The 20574-nt window shown below is 41.4% G+C and carries 25 protein-coding genes; 23 read left to right on the forward strand and 2 right to left on the reverse strand.

The features are described from left to right. Window positions 1-285 precede the first annotated feature (285 nt). The 20 genes from sctW (at window position 286) to AACQ83_RS18335 (ending at window position 13580) form a co-directional block, all read left to right on the forward strand. Complete coding sequence (sctW, locus tag AACQ83_RS18240) at window positions 286-1158, forward strand: type III secretion system gatekeeper subunit SctW (RefSeq protein ID WP_112879037.1); 873 nt, start codon at window positions 286-288, stop codon at window positions 1156-1158. Then, window positions 1139-1426 carry a TyeA family type III secretion system gatekeeper subunit gene (locus AACQ83_RS18245; protein ID WP_112879038.1) on the forward strand — a complete coding sequence of 96 codons (288 nt, stop codon included), beginning with the start codon at window positions 1139-1141 and terminating at the stop codon, window positions 1424-1426. The genes sctW and AACQ83_RS18245 overlap by 20 nt, the downstream gene beginning before the upstream one ends. Continuing rightward, window positions 1423-1794 carry a type III secretion chaperone SycN gene (gene sycN / locus AACQ83_RS18250; protein ID WP_112879039.1) on the forward strand — a complete coding sequence of 124 codons (372 nt, stop codon included), beginning with the start codon at window positions 1423-1425 and terminating at the stop codon, window positions 1792-1794. Before AACQ83_RS18245 ends, sycN begins: the two co-directional genes overlap by 4 nt. Next, window positions 1791-2156: a YscX family type III secretion system protein SctX gene (gene sctX, locus AACQ83_RS18255; RefSeq protein ID WP_112879040.1), complete on the forward strand. Its 366-nt coding sequence runs from the start codon at window positions 1791-1793 to the stop codon at window positions 2154-2156. The genes sycN and sctX overlap by 4 nt, the downstream gene beginning before the upstream one ends. A 2-nt stretch (window positions 2157-2158) precedes the next feature. Continuing rightward, a complete protein-coding gene (gene sctY, locus AACQ83_RS18260) occupies window positions 2159-2488 on the forward strand; it encodes a type III secretion system chaperone SctY (RefSeq protein ID WP_112879041.1) in 330 nt (109 codons plus the stop codon). A gap of 47 nt (window positions 2489-2535) precedes the next feature. Further along, a complete protein-coding gene (gene sctV / locus AACQ83_RS18265; RefSeq protein ID WP_112879066.1) occupies window positions 2536-4602 on the forward strand; it encodes a type III secretion system export apparatus subunit SctV in 2067 nt (688 codons plus the stop codon). Continuing rightward, on the forward strand, window positions 4599-5033 hold the full coding sequence (locus tag AACQ83_RS18270; RefSeq protein ID WP_112879042.1) for an LcrR family type III secretion system chaperone: 435 nt from the start codon (window positions 4599-4601) through the stop codon (window positions 5031-5033). The genes sctV and AACQ83_RS18270 overlap by 4 nt, the downstream gene beginning before the upstream one ends. Window positions 5034-5073: 40 nt before the next feature. Next, complete coding sequence (locus AACQ83_RS18275; RefSeq protein WP_112879043.1) at window positions 5074-5352, forward strand: LcrG family type III secretion system chaperone; 279 nt, start codon at window positions 5074-5076, stop codon at window positions 5350-5352. An 11-nt stretch (window positions 5353-5363) separates the two neighbouring features. Further along, the gene (locus AACQ83_RS18280; protein ID WP_112879044.1) at window positions 5364-6290 is read left to right on the forward strand and encodes a virulence-associated V antigen; all 927 of its coding nucleotides are present in this window, start codon (window positions 5364-5366) and stop codon (window positions 6288-6290) included. A gap of 9 nt (window positions 6291-6299) precedes the next feature. Beyond that, on the forward strand, window positions 6300-6809 hold the full coding sequence (locus tag AACQ83_RS18285) for a SycD/LcrH family type III secretion system chaperone (RefSeq protein WP_112879045.1): 510 nt from the start codon (window positions 6300-6302) through the stop codon (window positions 6807-6809). Then, window positions 6790-7980: a type III secretion system translocon subunit SctE gene (gene sctE / locus AACQ83_RS18290; protein ID WP_112879046.1), complete on the forward strand. Its 1191-nt coding sequence runs from the start codon at window positions 6790-6792 to the stop codon at window positions 7978-7980. Before AACQ83_RS18285 ends, sctE begins: the two co-directional genes overlap by 20 nt. Window positions 7981-7991: 11 nt before the next feature. Further along, a complete protein-coding gene (locus AACQ83_RS18295) occupies window positions 7992-8879 on the forward strand; it encodes a YopD family type III secretion system translocon subunit (RefSeq protein ID WP_112879047.1) in 888 nt (295 codons plus the stop codon). Between the two features lie 19 nt (window positions 8880-8898). Further along, the gene (locus tag AACQ83_RS18300; protein ID WP_146747918.1) at window positions 8899-9267 is read left to right on the forward strand and encodes a hypothetical protein; all 369 of its coding nucleotides are present in this window, start codon (window positions 8899-8901) and stop codon (window positions 9265-9267) included. Continuing rightward, window positions 9258-9701 (forward strand): type III secretion system chaperone, encoded by a 444-nt coding sequence (locus AACQ83_RS18305; RefSeq protein WP_112879049.1) that lies wholly within the window; start codon window positions 9258-9260, stop codon window positions 9699-9701. Before AACQ83_RS18300 ends, AACQ83_RS18305 begins: the two co-directional genes overlap by 10 nt. Then, window positions 9698-9931 carry a T3SS regulon translocated regulator ExsE family protein gene (locus AACQ83_RS18310; protein WP_112879050.1) on the forward strand — a complete coding sequence of 78 codons (234 nt, stop codon included), beginning with the start codon at window positions 9698-9700 and terminating at the stop codon, window positions 9929-9931. Before AACQ83_RS18305 ends, AACQ83_RS18310 begins: the two co-directional genes overlap by 4 nt. Next, entirely contained in the window at window positions 9928-10317 is a 390-nt protein-coding gene (locus AACQ83_RS18315) for a YscW family type III secretion system pilotin (RefSeq protein ID WP_112879051.1), read from the forward strand. Before AACQ83_RS18310 ends, AACQ83_RS18315 begins: the two co-directional genes overlap by 4 nt. A 624-nt stretch (window positions 10318-10941) precedes the next feature. Continuing rightward, complete coding sequence (locus AACQ83_RS18320) at window positions 10942-11931, forward strand: glycosyltransferase (protein ID WP_112879052.1); 990 nt, start codon at window positions 10942-10944, stop codon at window positions 11929-11931. Between the two features lie 452 nt (window positions 11932-12383). After that, window positions 12384-12707 carry a phage holin, lambda family gene (locus tag AACQ83_RS18325; RefSeq protein WP_112879053.1) on the forward strand — a complete coding sequence of 108 codons (324 nt, stop codon included), beginning with the start codon at window positions 12384-12386 and terminating at the stop codon, window positions 12705-12707. 12 nt (window positions 12708-12719) lie between these two features. After that, window positions 12720-13121 (forward strand): structural protein, encoded by a 402-nt coding sequence (locus AACQ83_RS18330; protein ID WP_112879054.1) that lies wholly within the window; start codon window positions 12720-12722, stop codon window positions 13119-13121. A 9-nt stretch (window positions 13122-13130) separates the two neighbouring features. Next, entirely contained in the window at window positions 13131-13580 is a 450-nt protein-coding gene (locus AACQ83_RS18335) for a lysis protein (protein WP_112879055.1), read from the forward strand. 88 nt (window positions 13581-13668) lie between these two features. Here the strand turns inward: AACQ83_RS18335 and AACQ83_RS18340 are convergent, their stop codons facing one another. Next, entirely contained in the window at window positions 13669-14064 is a 396-nt protein-coding gene (locus tag AACQ83_RS18340) for a VOC family protein (protein WP_112879056.1), read from the reverse strand. 676 nt (window positions 14065-14740) lie between these two features. Here AACQ83_RS18340 and AACQ83_RS18345 point away from each other — a divergent pair. From AACQ83_RS18345 to AACQ83_RS18355, 3 genes are all read left to right on the forward strand, one after another. Next, complete coding sequence (locus tag AACQ83_RS18345; protein WP_112879057.1) at window positions 14741-15886, forward strand: polysaccharide export protein; 1146 nt, start codon at window positions 14741-14743, stop codon at window positions 15884-15886. Next, window positions 15886-16314, forward strand: a complete 429-nt coding sequence (locus tag AACQ83_RS18350) for an arsenate reductase/protein-tyrosine-phosphatase family protein (RefSeq protein WP_112879068.1) — start codon at window positions 15886-15888, stop codon at window positions 16312-16314. The genes AACQ83_RS18345 and AACQ83_RS18350 overlap by 1 nt, the downstream gene beginning before the upstream one ends. A gap of 71 nt (window positions 16315-16385) precedes the next feature. After that, complete coding sequence (locus tag AACQ83_RS18355; RefSeq protein WP_112879058.1) at window positions 16386-18533, forward strand: polysaccharide biosynthesis tyrosine autokinase; 2148 nt, start codon at window positions 16386-16388, stop codon at window positions 18531-18533. A gap of 328 nt (window positions 18534-18861) precedes the next feature. Here AACQ83_RS18355 and AACQ83_RS18360 read toward each other — a convergent pair whose 3' ends face one another. Beyond that, window positions 18862-20451: an FGGY-family carbohydrate kinase gene (locus tag AACQ83_RS18360; protein WP_112879059.1), complete on the reverse strand. Its 1590-nt coding sequence runs from the start codon at window positions 20449-20451 to the stop codon at window positions 18862-18864. Window positions 20452-20574: the final 123 nt, after the last annotated feature.

Here is a 20574-nt window from a genome sequence, read left to right on the forward strand (position 1 = left end):
CTATAAATACTATAGAGAAGGGGAGGAGGAAGGGATTGCAACCTGAGTCGGGAGTTTTTAGAAAATAGTTGGAGTTTACCTGGCTGTTCTCTGCTTTATCGGTAAGATTTCCTATTTTATTCACGGTGTGTTGCCCATGTTTTATGGGTCTTATATCAGAACAATGGGGCTCTTCCTTGAGTTATGGCGGTTTTTGCTAAAAATTCACGACTGATTTTGGCATAGGCCCAGGAGCGGTATCTTTATAATTTGTTCATTATTAACTCTGATATGACAAGGTAGACTATGGATATTATCCAGAATCATCTTCATTCGATAACTTTATCAGAACTGGGTGCTGGGGTTACCGCACAACAGGAACAAGCTAAGGTAGGTCAGTTTCAGGGAGAGAAAGTTGTGCTGGTATCAGCATCCCAGTCTTTTGCTGATGCGGCCGAAGAGATGACTTTTGCATTTTCGGAACGCAAGGATATGCCACTTTCCAAACGTAAAGTTAGCGATGGACATGCCAGGGTGCGAGAAATTGAGGCACTGGTGGGTGAATATTTGCAGAAAGTGCCAGATTTAGAGCGTCAACAAAAAGTCAAGGCATTGATCTCTCACTTAAATAGTGCTCAGTTGACTAATATTGCTCAGTTACAGGCTTATCTGGAAAGTTTCTCTGGAGAGGTGAGTGAGCAATTCTATGCGCTAAGTCAGGCCCGTGAGGCGCTGGCGGGTAGGCCAGAGGCACATGCCATATTGACATTGGTTGAACAGGAATTGTCACGTTTAGCGCAAGAGCAGGGAATGGCTATCGAGTTGGGAGCCCGCATTACGCCTGATGCCACGGCAGCAGCTAGAAACGGGGTTGGTAATTTGCAAGCATTGCGCAACATCTATCGTGATGCAGTTATGGATTACCAAGGGTTGTCGGCTGCCTGGCGGGATATTCAATCCAATTTCAAGAGTAGTTCCCTGATGGAAGTAACAGGATTCATCATGAAAGCGTTGAGTGCTGATTTGGACAGCCAACAGCGGCAACTTGATCCGATTAAGTTGGAACGTGTGATGAGTGACATGCATAAACTCCGTTTGCTTAACAGTTTATCGGTTCAGGTTGAGCAGTTATGGAAAAGCGTGGTAGAGGGGGAAAGTCATGGCATACGGGCCTTCTGACCTTATGGGGGATGTCGTTTCTCTGGTTGAGAAACGTTGGGCCAATGTGCGAGATGTTGAAATACTCGGTCATACTTTGGGATTGCAGGATAGCCAAACTCAAATTCATTTCTACCGGGAGTTAAAGCGAGTGATTCGCTTGATTCCGGTGGAGGTGTTCAGTGATGAAGAACAGCGCCAAAATTTGCTTAATGCTTGTCAACTGGCGCTGGATACAGCAATTGAGAGAGAAGAAGACGAATTGTGGTCGGGAGAGGGAGCATCATGAACTGGATAGAGCCACAGTTGCTCCAGTTTTGTCAGGATTTGGGTATGGAGATGTCTGATGCTTCTAGCCCCTTGATCCAAATCGATTTTGAGTATTCTGGTACGTTGCAAATTGAGCGCTATGGTGGCGCATTAACACTTTGGCTGGCCCGTGAAATTCCCTGGCATCAGGGAAAAGAGGTCATGGTGAAAGCGATGCTACTCACTTTCAGTGGTCAGGGGCCTGAACTGCCCTTGCGTTGTGGTTGGTTGGGGGAAGATCGCCTGTTATTGTTTGTGACACTAGATGAACGACATATAACGTTGCCCTTGCTGCATCAGGCATTTCGCTCTTTGCTAAGAGTACAGCGTGAGGTGCTCGCTTCGTGAGCAAAATCGCTGCCGCCCATATAGGAATTGAGCAACTAACGGCGATCAGTCGGGAAGAGATAGAGGTTAGTTTACCTGATCGCTACGCATTATTGCCCGATGGTCAATCCGTTGAGACTCACGCCGCACGTCTTTATCCAGCCAACAAGGCTGATCAGGCTTTGTTGGCTTTTGCCTGCCCGCAAGATGGGTTTCACTCTCTGTTGCGTCCACATGATTTTCGTCAGGCGGTTAGTGGTCTGCGTACAATTTTGCAACAAGGTAATGACATCAGGGTACAGCATGCTGTCTCCCTGTTGGAAAAAATGAATCAAGATGAACAGTTGTTGCAGATGGCTCTGCACCTGTTGCACAAGGTATGACCATGACTCTCAGTGCTAAACAGCAGAGCGCTCTGTTGCTGCTCGGCTGGCTTCAACTTCAATACGGTCATCCTGACCGAGCTCGTATTTTATTGGATGCATTACTGGCTTTGCATCCTGAACATCAGGAAGGGCGTCGCGCCTTGGTGGTTTCATTACTTAAACTGCAAGAGGGGAGCATGGCAAAAGAACATTGCACTCTCTTACAAGAGCAGGGTGAACAAAGCGCCGCCCTCTGGCTTTGTGTTAGCCGTGCTTGTCAACAGGAAGGGAACCTGGAAGAAGCACGCGGTGCTTATCAGCGTTATCTCGCTCAAGGGGTCCTATTGTGAACCGTGGGTTTGAGTTATTGCGTCTGATTGGCGAGCGTAAAGACATCATGTTGGCAGTATTGTTGCTAGCCGTGGTCTTCATGATGGTTTTGCCACTTCCGCCTGTCCTACTTGACATTTTGATCGCCATTAATATGACCATCTCTGTTGTGCTCATGATGATGGCGGTCTATATCAATTCCCCTTTACAGTTTTCCGCTTTTCCTGCGGTCTTGCTGGTGACCACGCTGTTTCGTTTGGCGCTTTCCGTCAGTACCACCCGGATGATCCTCCTGCAAGCAGATGCCGGTAAAATAGTCTACACCTTTGGTAATTTCGTTGTCGGTGGCAACCTGATAGTCGGGATAGTGATCTTTCTGATCATCACTATTGTACAATTTATCGTCATAACCAAAGGTTCGGAGCGCGTAGCTGAGGTTAGTGCTCGTTTTTCCCTTGATGCCATGCCGGGTAAGCAGATGAGTATCGACGGAGATATGCGTGCTGGTGTTATTGACGTCAATGAAGCCAGGGAGAGGCGTAGCATTATCGAAAAAGAGAGCCAGATGTTTGGTTCGATGGATGGTGCGATGAAATTTGTTAAGGGTGATGCGATTGCGAGTCTCCTCATCATCTTTGTCAACATTTTGGGTGGGATAACTATAGGCGTCACCCAAAAAGGGATGTCAGCGTCCGATGCATTGCAGCTCTACGCCATTTTGACCGTTGGTGATGGTATGGTCTCTCAGGTTCCTGCCCTGTTGATTGCGATTACGGCAGGCATCATTGTTACCCGAGTTTCGTCAGAAGACGCCTCTGATCTAGGTAGTGAGATTGGTGATCAGGTCGTTGCTCAACCAAAGGCACTATTAATTGGCGGTGTTTTATTGGTGGTATTTGGCCTTATTCCTGGATTCCCTACATTAACTTTCTTAATGCTTGCACTGGTGGTGGCGGGTGGCGGTTATTTGCTGTTCCAGCGCCAGCGACAAGCCAACGCCAGCCAACAAGCGGATCTTCCTAGACTGTTAGCCCAAGGGGCAGGCGCACCGGCGGCCAAATCTAAACCCAAGAGCGGCAGTAAGGCCAAAGCTGGAAAACTGAATGAGAAAGAGGAATTTGCTATGACGGTTCCTTTACTTATTGATGTGGATGCGGGATTACAGGCTGAGCTGGAAGCTATTTCACTGAATGATGAATTAATACGGGTACGACGCGCCCTCTATTTGGATTTGGGCGTACCATTTCCGGGTATTCACTTACGTTTTAATGAAGGGATGAAGCAAGGGGAATACCTGATCCAGCTACAAGAGGTGCCCGTTGCCCGTGGTCGGCTGCGTTCAGCGCATTTACTGGTGCAGGAACCGGTCAGTCAGTTGGAATTACTGGCTATCCCTTATGAAGAAGGGGAACCTCTATTACCTAATCAGCCTACCTTGTGGGTAGCCGAAGCACATCAGGAACGTTTGGGGAAATCTGGGCTAGCGGTTTTATCCATGTCTCAGGTGATCACTTGGCATTTGTCACATGTGTTGCGGGAGTATGCCGAAGATTTTATTGGCGTGCAGGAAACCCGTTATCTTCTGGAACAGATGGAAGGCAGTTATGGGGAATTGGTCAAGGAGGCCATGCGCATAATCCCATTGCAACGGATGACTGAGATACTGCAACGGTTGGTAGGCGAGGACATCTCTATTCGTAATACACGTACGATTCTCGAAGCTATGGTGGTGTGGGGGCAGAAGGAGAAAGATGTAGTGCAATTAACGGAATATATTCGCAGTAGTCTCAAGCGTTACATTTGTTACAAGTATGCTAATGGCAACAATATTCTGCCCGCCTATTTGTTGGATCAACAGGTAGAGGAGCAGATCCGGAGTGGTATTCGTCAAACGAGCGCAGGTAGTTATCTGGCGCTAGACCCAGCGGTGACGCAAAGTTTCCTTGAACAGATGAAGAAAACAGTGGGCGATTTAACACAGATGCAGAATAAGCCAGTGTTAATCGTATCAATGGATATTCGTCGCTATGTTCGTAAGTTAATTGAAGGTGATCACCACGGCTTGCCTGTGCTCTCGTATCAAGAGTTGACTCAACAGATCAATATCCAACCTCTTGGCAGGGTGTGTCTATGAACCGTGATCCACTTAAGCCTTGGTTTGAGGAGCAGGGTTATTCGGTTCACCCTCACTATATGGGAAGTAGCGCGATCCCTCTTGGTTGGCGTGTGTGGTATGAAGATTGTGAAATTGCTTGGCGCTATGATGCGCCACGAGTTTGGATCATCATGTTACGTCGCACCCGGCAGCGTCGAGGACTGGCTAATCCATTTGCGCCTCTTTATCTGTTAGCAGCAGCAACGATGGCAATGCTTGGGCCGGGTAGCCGACTTTATGGTCAAGTTAATACTTTGGTTGATTCTCCCCTTAATGATGAGCGTTTGGCCCGCTTTTATCACCGTTGGACAGGCGCAAGTGAGGTCGCGCCTGGCTGGTTCGAGTTAGAAGCCAGTTGCGTTATATCGTTACATCAAATGAGAAAACAACAAAAAAAAGTCCAACTTTGACAGGAAGAATCAATATCTCTCTTTATTATAGGAGTCACTGATGCAAGAGAAACCTAACGCCAAGGTACTGCACGCTGCTGAGGCGGCCATTAAGGACAGTGATCACAGACTGCAACTGTTGCAGGAGATGTGGCAGTCTCTTGGCATCAACCCAAGTGTGGGTACAGAACTGTTTGGTCATACTGACGTTACTTTAGTTCAGAATGCCGAACAAGAGTTGCTGACAGAAGTTAATCGCTTACGAAGCAACCAACCGCCCTCTCTGGAAGAGGGAAAGCGTCTCCGTCGCCCACCTCGTATGCGTGGCATTATTGTATAAGGAGTTTGAAGGTGGAAATTAGGCCATATCAAAATGACCCACAGCTTTTTTTGAAAGATCTGAACGGGGTTTCGCTAGAGCAATTACAAGGTTCTGGATCTTCTGAACTCAATGAATTGGTTGAGCTTATTCTTAATAAGGGGATCAAGATTAAATCTGGTTCTGATGTTATCACTGAAAATAAAAATAAGGATCTCCTGAAAAAACTGATTGCCTATTTTCTGCCAGCGGACGCTATTGTCAAAGATGGTCATTTCGATAGCCAAATAAAGAATGGTATCAAGAATCTTAAATCCTTCTTGAATAGCTCGACATTAAAAACTGATTGGACATTAAGGGATTTTCTGGCTGCGGTTCATTTTAATTTAACGCCGGATCGTCTTGATGATGATGTAATCGATATATTTGTTTCTGTTATGTCAGGTCATGATAAAAAACGACTTGAGTTGCGTGATGACCTGGCAGCATTGACCGCAGAATTAAAGATTTACAGTGTTATTCAGTCGGAGATTAATGCGAAATTAGCAGCTAATGGGACGCTTAATATTACCGATTCCGGTTCCTTCGATTTGCTGGACTATAAGAAGTATGGCTTTAGTGATCAGGCCGCTTTTGAGAAAAGTGCTGAATATAAACTGTTAAAGAAGATATCTTCTGGCTCTGAAATCTCTATTAAGGCATTTTTAGAGAGTCCCAATAAGCAAAGCGGCGCTATGACAGGTCTGGCGGATTCTTACGAATATGACAAAGATAATAATCGCTTAGCCAACTTTTCTACTTCGGTTAATGATCGTGTAAATCCACTGAACAATACTGTCCAGGAAAAAACAACACGCTTAAATGAGGCTAGTTCCCGTTATAACGCGGCTATTGAGGCGTTAAACCGTTTTATTCAAAAGTATGACAGTATTATGCGCAATATTCTCGGCGCAATTTAAGGAATGATTATGGAGTATCAAGAAACATCAACGACTTCTGACCAATATGCACAAGAGCTGGAATCTTTTCTTCATGATGGCGGCACTCTTGCCATGTTGAAGGATATTTCTAGTGATACGTTGGAGCAACTTTACTCGCTAGCGTTCAACCAGTATCAGTCAGGCAAATGGCAGGATGCACATAAGATATTCCAGGCTTTGTGTATGTTAGATCACTATGACTCCCGGTTCTTCCTTGGATTGGGGGCATGCCGTCAGGCTATGGGGCAACTGGAGCAGGCAATTCAAAGCTATAGCTACGGAGCAATGCTTGATATTAATGAGCCCCGTTTTCCATTTCATGCTGCCGAATGTCTCCTGCAATTAGGAGAACTTGATGGGGCTGAGAGTGGTTTCTACTCGGCCCAACAGCTTGCGGCAGCTTCGCCGGAACAGGCCGCTTTGGCTGCCAGTTCTAGTGCAATGTTAGAAGCTATTACAATAAAAAGGACTCAGGAAAATGGATCCGATAGTAAATAAACCTCGAATTCCTCAATTGGGAGATGGTTTTCAAGTTGGTGAGATCCCAGCAACTATACCTCCTAAAGGCGAGGAGCACGTTACGTCTAGCCAGGCGGGTAACTTGCTGCCTTCTGATACTGCTAAGTCACGAGGAGTATCATTGCCAGCGCCATTGGCAGTGATGAATGCTCACCCTAAACCAGAAGACATGGCTATGCTCGAATCAGGTATGCAAGAGGTGATGCAGGCAAAAGAGCTGACAAAGGCGGTGATAATAAAGCTGACAGAAGTTTCGCGATTGTCCTCAAAGGAGATGGTAGAGAATTTTCTCTCATCTGAGGCAATAGAGATTGAACTGGGCAAACTGACCAGCGAGATTGAGCGTGATCAGACGAATCTCAAAATCGAAGATATCCAGCGAGCACGCCAGCAAAGCTTGCAGAAAATGGATGAGAACCAGCAGAAGATTAAAGAGGCTGAAAATTCAGCTAAAGAGGCACAGAAATCTGGATTGTTTTCTAAGATCTTTGGCTGGATCAGTGCGATTGCCTCAATTGTGGTTGGAGCAATTATGGTTGCTACCGGCGTTGGTGCGGTAGCAGGCGCTTTGCTGATTGCCGGAGGGGTAATGGGCGTGGTCTCTCAGGGACTACAACAAGCGGCTCAAGATGGTTTAATCAGCAAGGAAACCATGAAATGGTTAGGGCCGGTCATAACTGCGATTGAGGTTACGATGGCTGTGGCGGCAGCGGCAGTCAGTTTCGGTGGTTCAGCTGCTGGCTTGATAGCAAAAATGGGCGCTAAGATGGGCGTTAAAGTGGCTGAAATGACAGCTAAGATGGCAGTAAAGGCGGCAGAACTTTCTGCAAAAGTCGCTGGTACAGCAGCTAATACTGTGGCCAGAAGTGTGAAAGTGAGTGTGCAGGTGAGCGATATGGTGGTTGATGTTGCTAATGGCGCTGCTCAAACTACCAATGCTGCCTTCCAGAGTAAAGCGGCTAACCGACAAGCTGATGTACAGCTTTCACGTAGCGAATTGACTGCATTTCAGGCTGTTATGGACAAATTGAAAGAGGAGTTGTCCCAACTGGTAGAGTCTTTTCAACATGTGATGGAAATGATTTTTCAGATGCTCAATGCCAGAGGTGACATGATAAATAACCTTGCCAGCCGACCACAGGGAATTTAGGGAGTAAAAAAATGAGAATTGATAATGTTAGTAGTCATCAGGTGAGCAATGTCGATAACGGCGTTGATGCTGTAATTGACAAAAGTTCTGTGCCGACACCGACAGCACATGAAGCTGCTGTTCAACAGCCGGAAAAAATTAGGCTTACGGATACGGTTGAATTGATTGTACCGAAACAGAGCTTCGATCCCAGTCGCTTAGGAAATGTCGGACAAGAATTAAATAATACGCTGGATATGATGTCGCTGTTGTTTGAGATTGCCAAGAGAATGCGTGAACTGGGTATTTTGCAGCGTGACACTGAGAATAAAGCGTCCATTGATGCTCAGAAGTCACAAGTGGATGAGATGCGACATAGCGCCAAGTTGATGATTGCTATGGCAGTGGTTTCAGGCTTAATGACGATTGGTTCGGGGCTGATAGGTGGTTTTTCTTCCGTTAAAAACAGTCAAGCGGTTAAGCAGCAGAAGACGTTGGAAGGTAATATTGCTGGTCGTAACGAATTAATCGATCTTAAGTTGCAACAGTTGGGTAAGGGGAGCGATGCAGATCGGGCAGCAATTGGTAGAGTATGGAATGTAGCACAAGATGCTGACAAGAGTGCTCTGAAATCTATTACCTTGGTTTTTGAAAGTCGTAACAGCAAGCAGCAGTTCTTAAGTTCAGTGATGAAGTCTTTAGAGAGTATGTCCAATAATTCGGTACAGGTAGAACAGGGACTTTCTCAGGCTAAAGCTAAGGAACATGAAGTGGATTCATCTATTGCTCAACATGAAAAACAGAAGAGTGAAGATCAGATCTCATTGGATAACAATTTCATGAGAGAGGTTTTGCAATTGATACAGCAGCTTTATCAGAGCCATGTCCAGGCATGGCGCGCGGCGACTGGTGTGGTGTAATGCTGGCGGAGTAGACCCGTTGAATAATAAGCTTGGGCGCACCGAAAGGTGCGCTCTTATTGATGGATACCGTTATTTTATCTCGTTTTTAAAATCTACTCATACCGTCAAAGGTGCAGAAAAACGAAAATATCAAATTAAGATTTCAGTTCTTAACTGGCAGGATGTGTTAAGGAAAAAAAGCATCTTCCTATGCTCCGGTGTTTGGTTTTCGATAATCACTGGGGTGACCTTTTTATTAAAAGAATTGCCCTTGAGTGACAGAGGTCCAAAAGGCGATGGTAGTAAACTGAGTCCCTTTTCTGCGGGGGTAACCCGTTTGTTTGATTACTCGGTAATTCAAGTTGGTCTGATTGCCTTCTCTAGCAGGAGTAACCCATGGATGTGATAGCCATCGTCAACCAAGTTTTGTCTGAATTTGCTGCTAAATTCGGCTTGCCGCACCTAGCTTTAAATCATGAAGGTGTGGCTGCTCTCTGTTTTGATGAGCATCTTCACCTCTCTTTGATCTTAATTCCTGAACGTGACCAGCTCATTTTACAGATAGATGTCGCTGATATTACTGCGGTCGGAGAGGGGATTTTCCGTCAATTAGCTAGCTTTAATCGTCATTGGTATCAGTTTGATCTTCACTTTGGTTTTGATGAGTCAACGCTGATGGTGCAGCTTTATCGGCAAATGTCAGCAAGTCGGTTGAATCAGGCTGTTTTTGAAGAGAGCCTTTCAAGTATGTTGGATCATGCTGAGTTTTGGCAGGAATTATTGCAAGCTCAACTTCCGATGGGCTCTCAACAGAACGAATCTTTGGGAATGCGAGTATGAAAATTGAGAATTCGTTACCCATTCATTTAACAAATGTGCCCCATGAAAATGATAGCCTTTGTTGTGGTCGTCGGGTTACGTCAGGGTATATACCACAAAACGTTCATGAGCCGCTTTCTGCGGTGCTGAGTAGAGGTCTTGTCATGGGGCTTGAACATGAGACAACATTACAGCGTTTGTTGGATGGGCAGCATACTCCGTTGTCACAACGTAGGATCAGCCTAACATGACCAAAATAGGGTTGGTCATGTTGTGTTTGCTGATTACCGGTTGTGTTAGTGAGGCTGTTGAGCATGAAGCATCACGTCTGATTGAGGGCGATGTGACCATGCAGGCCTCTCTACCCAGAACGGCAAACGTTGAGGTGTCATTGTTGACGGTGGTTGAAGGAAAAGTGTTGACAGTGGGTGAGATGCATTATCGTTTGGACATGCTACCCGTCACTTTTTCTATGCGTTTGAGTCCGCAGTTTTCTCACGGTGAGTTATTCTTAAGGACTCGTCTACGTTGGGATGGGAAACGGACAGTGCAGGCGAAAAGCCAACAACGCGTCGTTGCAGGAAAAAGAATTGTAGTGCAATTGTCTCCCTTACCATGTTATCCAGAATGCCTATGAGTTTTAAATATTTTTGCATTAATAAATAAGGGATAATATTGTCTTTTAAATTTTTAAATGCTATTTGAATATCTATATAATAATACATTAACATTTGAATCGCTCATTTTACAATTAGTTGAATAGTTCCTCTTCTGTTATTTTCTTCTGTTTATTATGCTTGATTATATTTTACTTTTTCACCCTCAAAGTATTTAACTGTATTTTTAATATAGATTACACAAGCCATTTTAAATTAATATCACTTTTAATTGTTTTAATTGTTTTAATTGTTTTAATTGTTTTAATTGTTTTAATTGTTTTAATTGTTTTAATTGTTTTAATTGTTTTAATTGTTTTAATTGTTTTAATTTTATCTGCTACATTTGCCGATTTATTTAAACTGTTCCAATAGATTTCTGATACTATTTCTATCTTTACAGGAGATAGTAATACCTAAATTCCCAGTGCATCTTGCCATTGTCATACTTAATGATTTACTGTTTTGGTGGAAATTTTCAATCCCATCTATAATTGATGCTCAAAATATTGTATGGTCTGTGAATAGCAATGGGGAAAAGGTGCATTTTTATTATGAAAATGGTGTTTTTATCAAAAATAACTAACTCATTAAAAGGATGATAGATGTTTCAGTTTGATATTACTATCATTATCCCTGTTTTTAATGATGAAAATAATATAATCTATTTGTTAGATTCAATTTCTTCGCAAGAAAATGTTAATTTTGAGGTCATTATTATTAATGATGGTTCAACAGATAACAGCTTAGAAGTAATTAAAGAATATGAAAAAAGAGATAATAGAATACGGATCCTTAATCAAGAAAATCGTGGTGTTTCAATAGCTAGAAATTACGGCATAAAATATGCGAGAGGGGAGTGGGTTTTATTTGTTGATAGTGATGATTGGCTAAAACCACAAATATTAAGAAAATGGCTTGATCAAGCTATTGAACAGAGATTAGATGTGTTAATTGGCAATGGAGTCAGTTTTACAGAAGATCCATTCTCACAAGGGAATAGAAGAATAACACGTAGACAACCTTATGGCAGAGTGTTAACGGGTAAAGAGTGGATAAAATATTGCGTTGAGTGTAGAGAATGGCCACATTTTGTTTGGTTACAACTTATTAAAAAAGAATTAATTATAAATAACCAACTGAGTTTTATGGAAAATATCTTTCATGAAGATATCTTATGGACAATTAATTTGTCACTTATATCGAATCGAATCGGATTTTGTGAGGAGCAATTGTATTGTTATCGACATAATTTGCAATCAATAACTCGCTCAAGAGAAAGTAAAAAATTATATCATCGAGCTGATAGCTATATTACCGTGGTTAATTCAATTATTAAAATCTCAAAAGAAATTAAAGGTGAAAAGTCGTTAAAAAGATCTCTTAGTCGTCATGCAATACGAGAAGTTGGTAGTTTTTTTATTTTGTACAGAAAAAAGATACACGATCCATCCTTAAAAAAATTGCTTGCTAAACGTTTTATTGATCAAATTGCCTTGAGAGATTTATTACCAGGTGTGCATAATTACCATGAACTATGGTTTATTATACGTTGTAATTTAGTCTTAATATTAAGGAGGTTCATGGATGAGTGACTACAATGCTCTATATGATCTAATTTTTTAATCGTTTTCATCTGATTACTCTGTCTTTCCATAATCTATTAGGACAGGTAATTTAAAGTTAATGCTTTAATAAACTGTACCCTATGGATTTCAAGATGGATCGCGATGGCAAGGGAGCGAATCCCCAGGAGCATAGCGAACGATGTGACCGGGAGGAGTGCAGCCAACAAAGAAGTAACTTGAAAGATAACGGATATATCTATCTGTTAATTATTATCATTCCCTTACACATAATGATACACCAGCAGAGTTTGTTGATGAGCTTGGTATTATATTAAATGTAAGTAATCACCTTATAAAATTTAAGGCTGCACTATGTGTAGCCTTTTCTTATTCTACTGATTTCGCAGTATTCCTATTAACTCAAATTTAAGGCTACACGGCAGCCTATGGATTCCCATTTATGTGAGTGGGAGTGAAGGATGAAATACATGGATAAACAGCCTGACATCTGGATGCAGCTATGGTTATGGCTGCTGTCAGTCAAAGAACAAGGTATAGGTGCGGCGCTGGCTGCCGCAATGGCTTATCTCAGAGGTCGATATAACGGTGGTAAATTCTGGACGACAATTATGGATTCTATTATGTGTGCCATGATTGCTTGGTTTATCCGTGATGTGTTGAATTTTTTTGGTATGAGCACGGATTTGGCTTACATCAGCAGTGTCATTATTGGTTATCTGGGCACTGACTATTTTGGTCAGATCTTAAGAAAAGTTGTTAATAACAAAACAGGTAATAAATAATAGGAGTGAATTATGAGCAGAGGCATTCGAAATAATAACCCAGGTAATATTCGTTTGGGTGATAGTTGGCAAGGCTTGATCCCTGCATCACAGCGTACTGATAAATCTTTCTGTCAGTTTGTCAGTCCTGAATATGGTCTTCGGGCAATAATTAAAATTTTGCATAATTACAATCGGAAATATGGCCTTAAAACAGTGAAAGGGATCATTTCACGATGGGCTCCCACTAATGAAAATAATACTGATGCCTATATTAACCACGTATGTAAAGACACGGGAGTGACTCGCGATCAGGTTGTTGATGTATTTAATAAAGTATTTATGACAGAGCTTATTAAGTCCATTATTACCATGGAAAATGGTAGTCAACCTTATAGCGATGAGGTCATTGATAAAGCATTTTCCCTTTTGTAGAGCGATATTATGAAGTTTAACTCTCGTGGTTATACTGTTATTGCTCTGGCGCTTGCCTCGCTTCTGGTTTATCACTATTACGGTAAGTATACCCAACAGCTTGATACGACCGTTAAGCTACAGAGTGAGTTGCTGGAGCAGCAGAATGAAATCGTTAATCAGCAGGAGAGGATAAGGCTCCTGTCTGAACTGGATAATCAGCATACAAAGGAACTTGCTAATGCCAAATCTGAAATTGATGTTCTGCGCAATGATGTTGCCGCTGGTCATCGCCGGTTGCGCATCGCGGCCACCTGTCATCAAGGCCAAACCGGCTCCTCCGGCAGCGTGGGCCATGCAGCCACCCCACGACTTAACCCGGCAACTGAACAAGATTATTTCGATCTCCGAAGAATGATTGTTGAAAACGAACAGCAAACGAAATACTTGCAAGAATATATCAAAACTCAGTGTCAATAGCTGAGTTTTGATAATGTTATTGCGTAATGTAAAACAACGTAGGTGTGGGTTGGTTATTAGGGCAAGTATGCTTAAGGTCGATTAATAATCAAACAAGGAATACTGTGTTTTGTAATACAACCCGATAACCATCAGTATCTTCAAATGTTTTACCTTCAATATCCCAATATGGGTTGTAAGAGGGGACTGCAATAAAGCCAGCGTTTTCCATTAATAATATCTGATCTAACCATTCTGAATGGTCTGGTATATAGAAAGCCAATAAATTGTCCTGTGTGGGGGATCTTCCTACTGTTGTGCCACGATGATGCGTAAATTCAAGATGCCAGAGATGATTTGGATGCCCTAGAATGATGCCATCAAAATTTTCATGATTTTCGAATTGCTCTAGGAGAGTAAATCCTAAACCTCGGCAGTACATTTCAGCAACTTGAGTTAAATTGTCAGTTGGCCTGGCGATTCTTAGTATAGTAGATTTTTTCATGGTAATCCCAGTTGATAAAGTTTTTGTGGAATATGTCCAATTCTCAGATCTTCTACTGCTATATAAAACAACCGGTAATGGTAGTTGATAAACGTGAAAAGTACAAAGTGGTGATTTTTAAAGTTAAAACAATCTAAAAATATCCGATACTACCGAGCTATTGTTTATAATATGACTAAATTTGGGGTTTTATAATTGGAGTTGTTTGATAAATTGATTGTCTATTTTTTTATTTTTATCACCATTTCAAGCACCAAAGTCGATGATATGAACACGGATTTGATGTAAGTAGGTATGTGTTTTCTTCACAATGTCATCGAGAGTATGTATTTGGTTTCGATAAATTCTGATAAATATCCTCACTATCCTTTATTTGATAGGTCTGTTCTTACTTTCTGTTTGTAATAATACCTTATAAGATATATTAAATAATAAAATAATTAATTAATTTACTACCTATTATTTAATAGTCTGAATTTTTCAAAGCTATTAAGTTGATTTCTATTGTTTTTACCAAGTGATATGACCAGTAGCCTAGAATCTTGCGGACCTTAAGCAAAATCTTTATATTATATTATATTTTATTATATTATAATCTAGTTTTGTTAGGGAGATTATAATTAATACTATTTTCTGTATTCTTTTTTGTTTATTATTTTTTAAGGATAAATTTCTGATGAATATTAAGGAATTAATTATAGTTCTGGCATTGTCCGGTTCTATGCTATTAGGTGGTTGTACTGTTATACCTGGGAGTGGCCTTACTGTTTATAATAAAGAAATAATCAATGATGATGATAGTAACTATGATATTAATAATTTGGTAAATGTTTATCCGGTAACACCAAAATTAATTGAAAATTTACGAGTGAATTCTGCTATTGCGCGTCCTAATCCTGAATTAGATAAAGAATTACAACAGTATGAATACCGTATTGGTGTGGGGGATGTCATTATGGTTACTGTTTGGGATCATCCTGAATTGACAATACCGGCAGGACAATATCGTAGTGCTAGTGATACGGGTAACTGGGTGCATTCTGATGGGACGATTTTTTATCCCTATGTTGGTAAACTTCATGTGAAAGGAAAAACGGTCACTCAGGTGCGTACGATGATTACTGATAAGTTATCGAAGTACATCGAATCACCTCAAGTTGATGTCAATATTGCTGCTTTTCGTTCACAAAAAGCCTATGTAACAGGTGAAGTTGCCAGGTCTGCTCAACAACCTATCACTAACGTTCCTTTAACCATTATTGATGCGATTAACCATGCTGGCGGCTTAACCGAAAATGCTGACTGGAGGAGGATCATTTTGACTCATAAGGGAAAAGAAACGATTATTTCTCTTCAAGATTTGATGCAAAATGGTGATCTGAAACAAAATCGTCTGCTCTATTCTGGCGATATCTTATATATTCCTCGTAATGATGATTTGAAAGTGTTTGTTATGGGGGAAGTCAGAAAACAAACCACTCTACGTATGGATCGCAGTGGAATGACTTTGACCGAAGCATTGGGTAATGCTGAAGGTATAGATCAATTATCAAGTGATGCTAATGGCATCTTTGTTATCCGTTCTTTGCGTAATGTACCTGATAATAAGGGGAAAATAGCCAATATTTATCAGCTCAATGCTAAGGATGCGACGGCGTTAGTCCTGGGAACTGAGTTTAATTTGCAACCTTATGATATTGTCTATGTTACCAGTGCGCCAGTCGTTCGCTGGAATCGGGTTATTAATCAGTTGGTGCCAACGATATCAAGCATTAATAGCCTGACTGAAACAACTAAATGGATTCGTAAGTGGCCGAATTAATGTTCAATTCTATTCTGATTGTTTGTGTGGGTAATATCTGTCGATCGCCAACAGGAGAGCGTTTATTGCGGCAGCTATTTCCTCAGAAAGAGATTTATTCTGCGGGAATATCGGCTTTAATTGGTAAACCTGCAAATGAATTCTCAAGTAGGGTTGCGGCTAGACATGGATTATCCTTAGAAGGGCATATAGCACGCCAACTAACCAGTGAATTATGCCAGAAGTCAAGTTTGATCTTGGTTATGGAAAAAAAACATATTGAGGCTGTAAATAGGATAAATCTAGGGGCAAGGGGGAAAACAATGCTTTTAGGTCATTGGTTAAATGAAATGGTGATCCCCGATCCTTATAAGTCTGATATCGAGGTTTATGAATATGTGTATCAGTTATTATTTAATAGTGCTAATAGTTGGTTAGGGAAATTATAACTTATAAGTATTTTTATATTATGGGTTTGCTGTTCTTCATTACTTATCAATAAAGTAATTATAGGCTTTTTATGACTACATCAGATAAATCAAGTCACACTCATACGGATAGTGATGAAATTGATTTAGGCCGTCTTCTTAGTGCCTTATTCGATTATCGCTGGGTGATTGGTGGAATTACCCTATTGTTCACCGTTATTGGCCTTTGTTATTCCTTGATTGTAACTCCGATATACAAGGCAAATGCTTTATTGCAGGTTGAAAAGAGAAGTAGTGCATTGCCTTTAATTGGCGACATGTCGGATATGTTTTCTGGGAAACCGTCAGATATATCGGCAGAATTGGAGTTATTAACTTCCCGAATGATATTAGGAAAGACAGTAAAGGATCTAAATTTGGATGTTCAGGTTACAGCGGATTATTTTCCTGTGATAGGTAAGGGCATTGCCCGTCTTCGTGGTATGCCAAAGCCTGATATTGTTATTAAACATTTTACAATATCACCTGAATATATTAATAAAGGGATAAAAATATATGTTGACGATGCAGAAAATTATCGGTTGTTTTTTGACGATCAGGTTTTCCACGGGCAAGTAAACAAAGTATTTGATATCGATGGCATAAATTTGCTTATCTCAAATATTTCAGCTGCTCCAGGGCAAAGTTTCACGTTGGTTAAACGGGGGAAATTGGGTGTTATTCGCGGGCTGCAACAGGCTTTGCGGGTAAAAGAAAAAGGTAATAATACCGGTATTATCTTGCTTGAAATAGAAGGTGATGATCGTGCAAGAATAAAATTGATACTGGATAGTATTGGTAAAAATTACTTGCAACAAAATGTGACAAGAAAGGCGGAAGAGGCTGAAAGTAGCCTTAATTTCTTAAAAAATCATTTGCCTAAAGTTAAAATTGAGCTTAATCGTTCTGAAGAGTTGCTTAATCAATATCGTCAAGCGAATGAATCTATCGATTTATCACTTGAAGCAAAATCGGCTCTGGAGACATTGGTCCAAATTGAGAAACAGATTAATGAATTGACTTTCAAAGAAGCTGAATTACAGCAGTTGTATACCAAACAACATCCCGCTTATGTTGCGTTGCTTGATAAACGTAAGACTTTGGTTGATACCAAAAAGGAGCTGAATCAATCAATCAAACGGTTACCTAAAACACAGCAGGAAATTTTACGTTTGGCCAGAGATGTTCAAGTTGACCAAGAAATTTATGTGCAGTTACTCAATAAACAGCAAGAGTTGAATATCGTGAAAGCGGGGACGGTTGGTAATGTGCGTATTATCGATGAAGCTATTGTAGAAAGTTCAGCGGTAAAACCGAAGAAGTCATTGATTATTGCATCGATGATGGTATTGGGATTTATATTGTCTGCTGGGTTGATTTGCATACGAGTCATGTTTCGTAAAGGAATCGAAAGCCCCGAACAATTGGAAGAAATAGGTGTTTCCGTTTACGCTACTATTCCACTATCTGAGACTCAGATCAAACTTGATCAACAACAGAAAAAGCAAACTCATCGTCAGAAATTGCGGTTATTAGCTATTCAAGATCCCACTGATTTAGCTATTGAAGCATTGCGTAGCCTTAGAACAACCTTGCATTTTTCAATGATGGAATCTGCAAACAAAATTATTCTTCTTTCAGGTTCTGCTCCTGAATTAGGAAAGTCTTTTATTTCAGTAAATCTTGCCGCTGTATTGGCATTAAGTAATAAACGCGTGCTTTTAATCGATGCAGATATGAGAAGAGGTCGTTTACATAAAATCTTGGAAAGTCCTCAATCTATGGGGCTTTCTGAATATTTGTCTGGTCAACATCAGTTAAAAGGGATTATTACCAGAACGTATCTTACTGAGCTTGATTTTGTCAATCGAGGTGCTATTCCGCCAAACCCGTCAGAATTACTTATGAATAATAGATTTAAAGAATTATTATCTTGGGCAGAAGAGCATTATGATTATGTCTTGGTAGATACTCCTCCTATTTTGGCTGTAACTGATGCTGCGATTATTGGGAGATATGCAGGAACGTCATTGTTAATTGCACGTTATCATAAAACAAGGGTTAAAGAAGTTAATGTTACTATTCGCCGATTTAGGCAAAATGGCATTCATATTAAAGGTGTGTTGCTAAACGCGGTAGAGAAGAAGTCTGGTCTCTATTATGATTCTAGCGGATATTATCAATACAGTTATAAGGTATAAGGATTGATCGCCTTTTCTCCGGCTTATGAGGCCGGAGAAATTTTATCAATGAGTTCTTATTTTCTTTCATATGTTTCTTAATAGTGAGTTAGTTCGTTTAATTTAAGAGAATGTGGATCATTTTTCCTTCCATTTTGAAAGCATGGCTATGGTAAAACCCAGAGACTTTTCCTCCGGTTACTTTATGGCTTTATAGTTGTAGAATGTCATTATAAAATGTATTTTAAATGTAATGCTCCCGGGGATTTACTCCCTTGCCGTCGCGATTCATCTTGAAATCCATAGGGTATATAGATGGATTATTAACGTTAAGATTATTAACGTTAAGCTAATTACCGGTTTGCATGATTTCGTTATATCGCTGTTGATCTCGGTACATTTGTAGATAGACCTGATATTTGGCTTGATGAAATAAAAATGTCTCTTTTTCCGGTTTGATAATGTTGCCGTCACGTACCATCGATTTTGCTGCTTGAGAGAAGTTTGCAAAGGAACCGCAAGCAACGGCACCAAGCAAAGCAGAGCCAAGATTGACAGCATCCTCTTCCTGAGTGAGATGGATTTCGCGCCCAGTGGCATTGGCATATTCACGTAACCATAGAGGGTTTTTGGTTGCACCACCACACATAACCAGCCTGTTTATCTGGTGTCCTGCTTCGACTAATGCATCAATAATATGGCGGGTACCATAAGCGATAGATTGCAGTGTTGCCAAGTAATGACGGGCCAGATCATCACGACCATTTTCCAGCGTCAGCCCGCTTACCATTCCCTTGGCATTAGGGTTTGCCCTTGGTGAACGGTTGCCATGATGGTCACTTAAAATATGAAGCTGTGTGGTCGGGTATATTTCTTGTTTTTCTAACTGTGCAACTGCTTCATTCAGTAGCCGGTAGTAATGATGACCAGATTCCTCGGCTTCGGCTTCCAGCTCTAGCCAGCTATTGTGTTGACGAATTGACCATTCAACTAATGCACCGGCGGCGCTTTGTCCACCTTCGTTGAGCCAGTAACCGGGTAGCATTGCGCCGAAATAGGGCCCCCAAACCCCCGGAACCATGACAGGATAAGGACTGACAATCATGTGGCAGTTTGAGGTACCGCTGATAATAACCAGGCTGCCCTCTGGATAGGCGCCAGCCAGTGCTAATCCGCCAGCATGAGCATCAATAATACCACCGGCGACGATGATTCCTGTGTGCAGCCCAAAATCTTTAGCCGCTTCAGCAGTCAGGTAACCTGCTTTTTCGCCAAGTTCAATGATGGTAGACGGAACTTTATTTGTTAAATCTTCTAACCCTACATCATAGAGTAGTTTTTCGCTGAACTGTTTTTGATGAGCTAGATAGTTCCATTTGCAAGTGAACGTGCAGATACTGGCTACATCAGCGGCAGTTGCTTTCCACACCAGAAAATCAGCTAAATCAAAGAAACGCCATATATCCTGATAACGTTGAGGAAAGTGGTTTTTTAACCACAAGATTTTCGGTAGTTCCATTTCAGGGCTGATTTCACCACCTACATAGCAGAGTGCAGGGTCATTGGTTTGATTTATCGTGATGGCTTCCTTGATGGCACGATGATCCATCCACATGATGATATCGTGTTCAGGATTGCCATTTTCGGCCACAGAAAGAGAGCGTCCTTCTGCTGCTACCGCGACGAGTGAACAGGTGGCATCGAAGCCGATTGATTTAACATCAATAGGATTAATATTTGCCAGTGCAACAGCTTCTCTTACTGTCGCACATACTTGCGCCCAGATGTCAGTAGAAGATTGTTCAACAAAATCAGCTTTTGGATGAAATTGCTGGATAGGGCGAGCGGAGAATGCATGCCGTTTACCGTATTGGTCAAAAACCGCAGTACGGACACTGGCGGAGCCAACATCAACACCAATGAAATATTGTTGTTCCATTATGAGGTTCTCTCCTTACTCATTAACCCAGGCTGATAAAATGAGTTGAGTGGAACAATAAAACAATGAGGTTATTCAATTATTGTGAGGCGGCTCGAAAAAGATTCGGTGGTTTTATGACAA

This window comes from Photorhabdus sp. S10-54 (genome assembly GCF_963878145.1).
GTDB lineage: Bacteria > Pseudomonadota > Gammaproteobacteria > Enterobacterales > Enterobacteriaceae > Photorhabdus > Photorhabdus kayaii.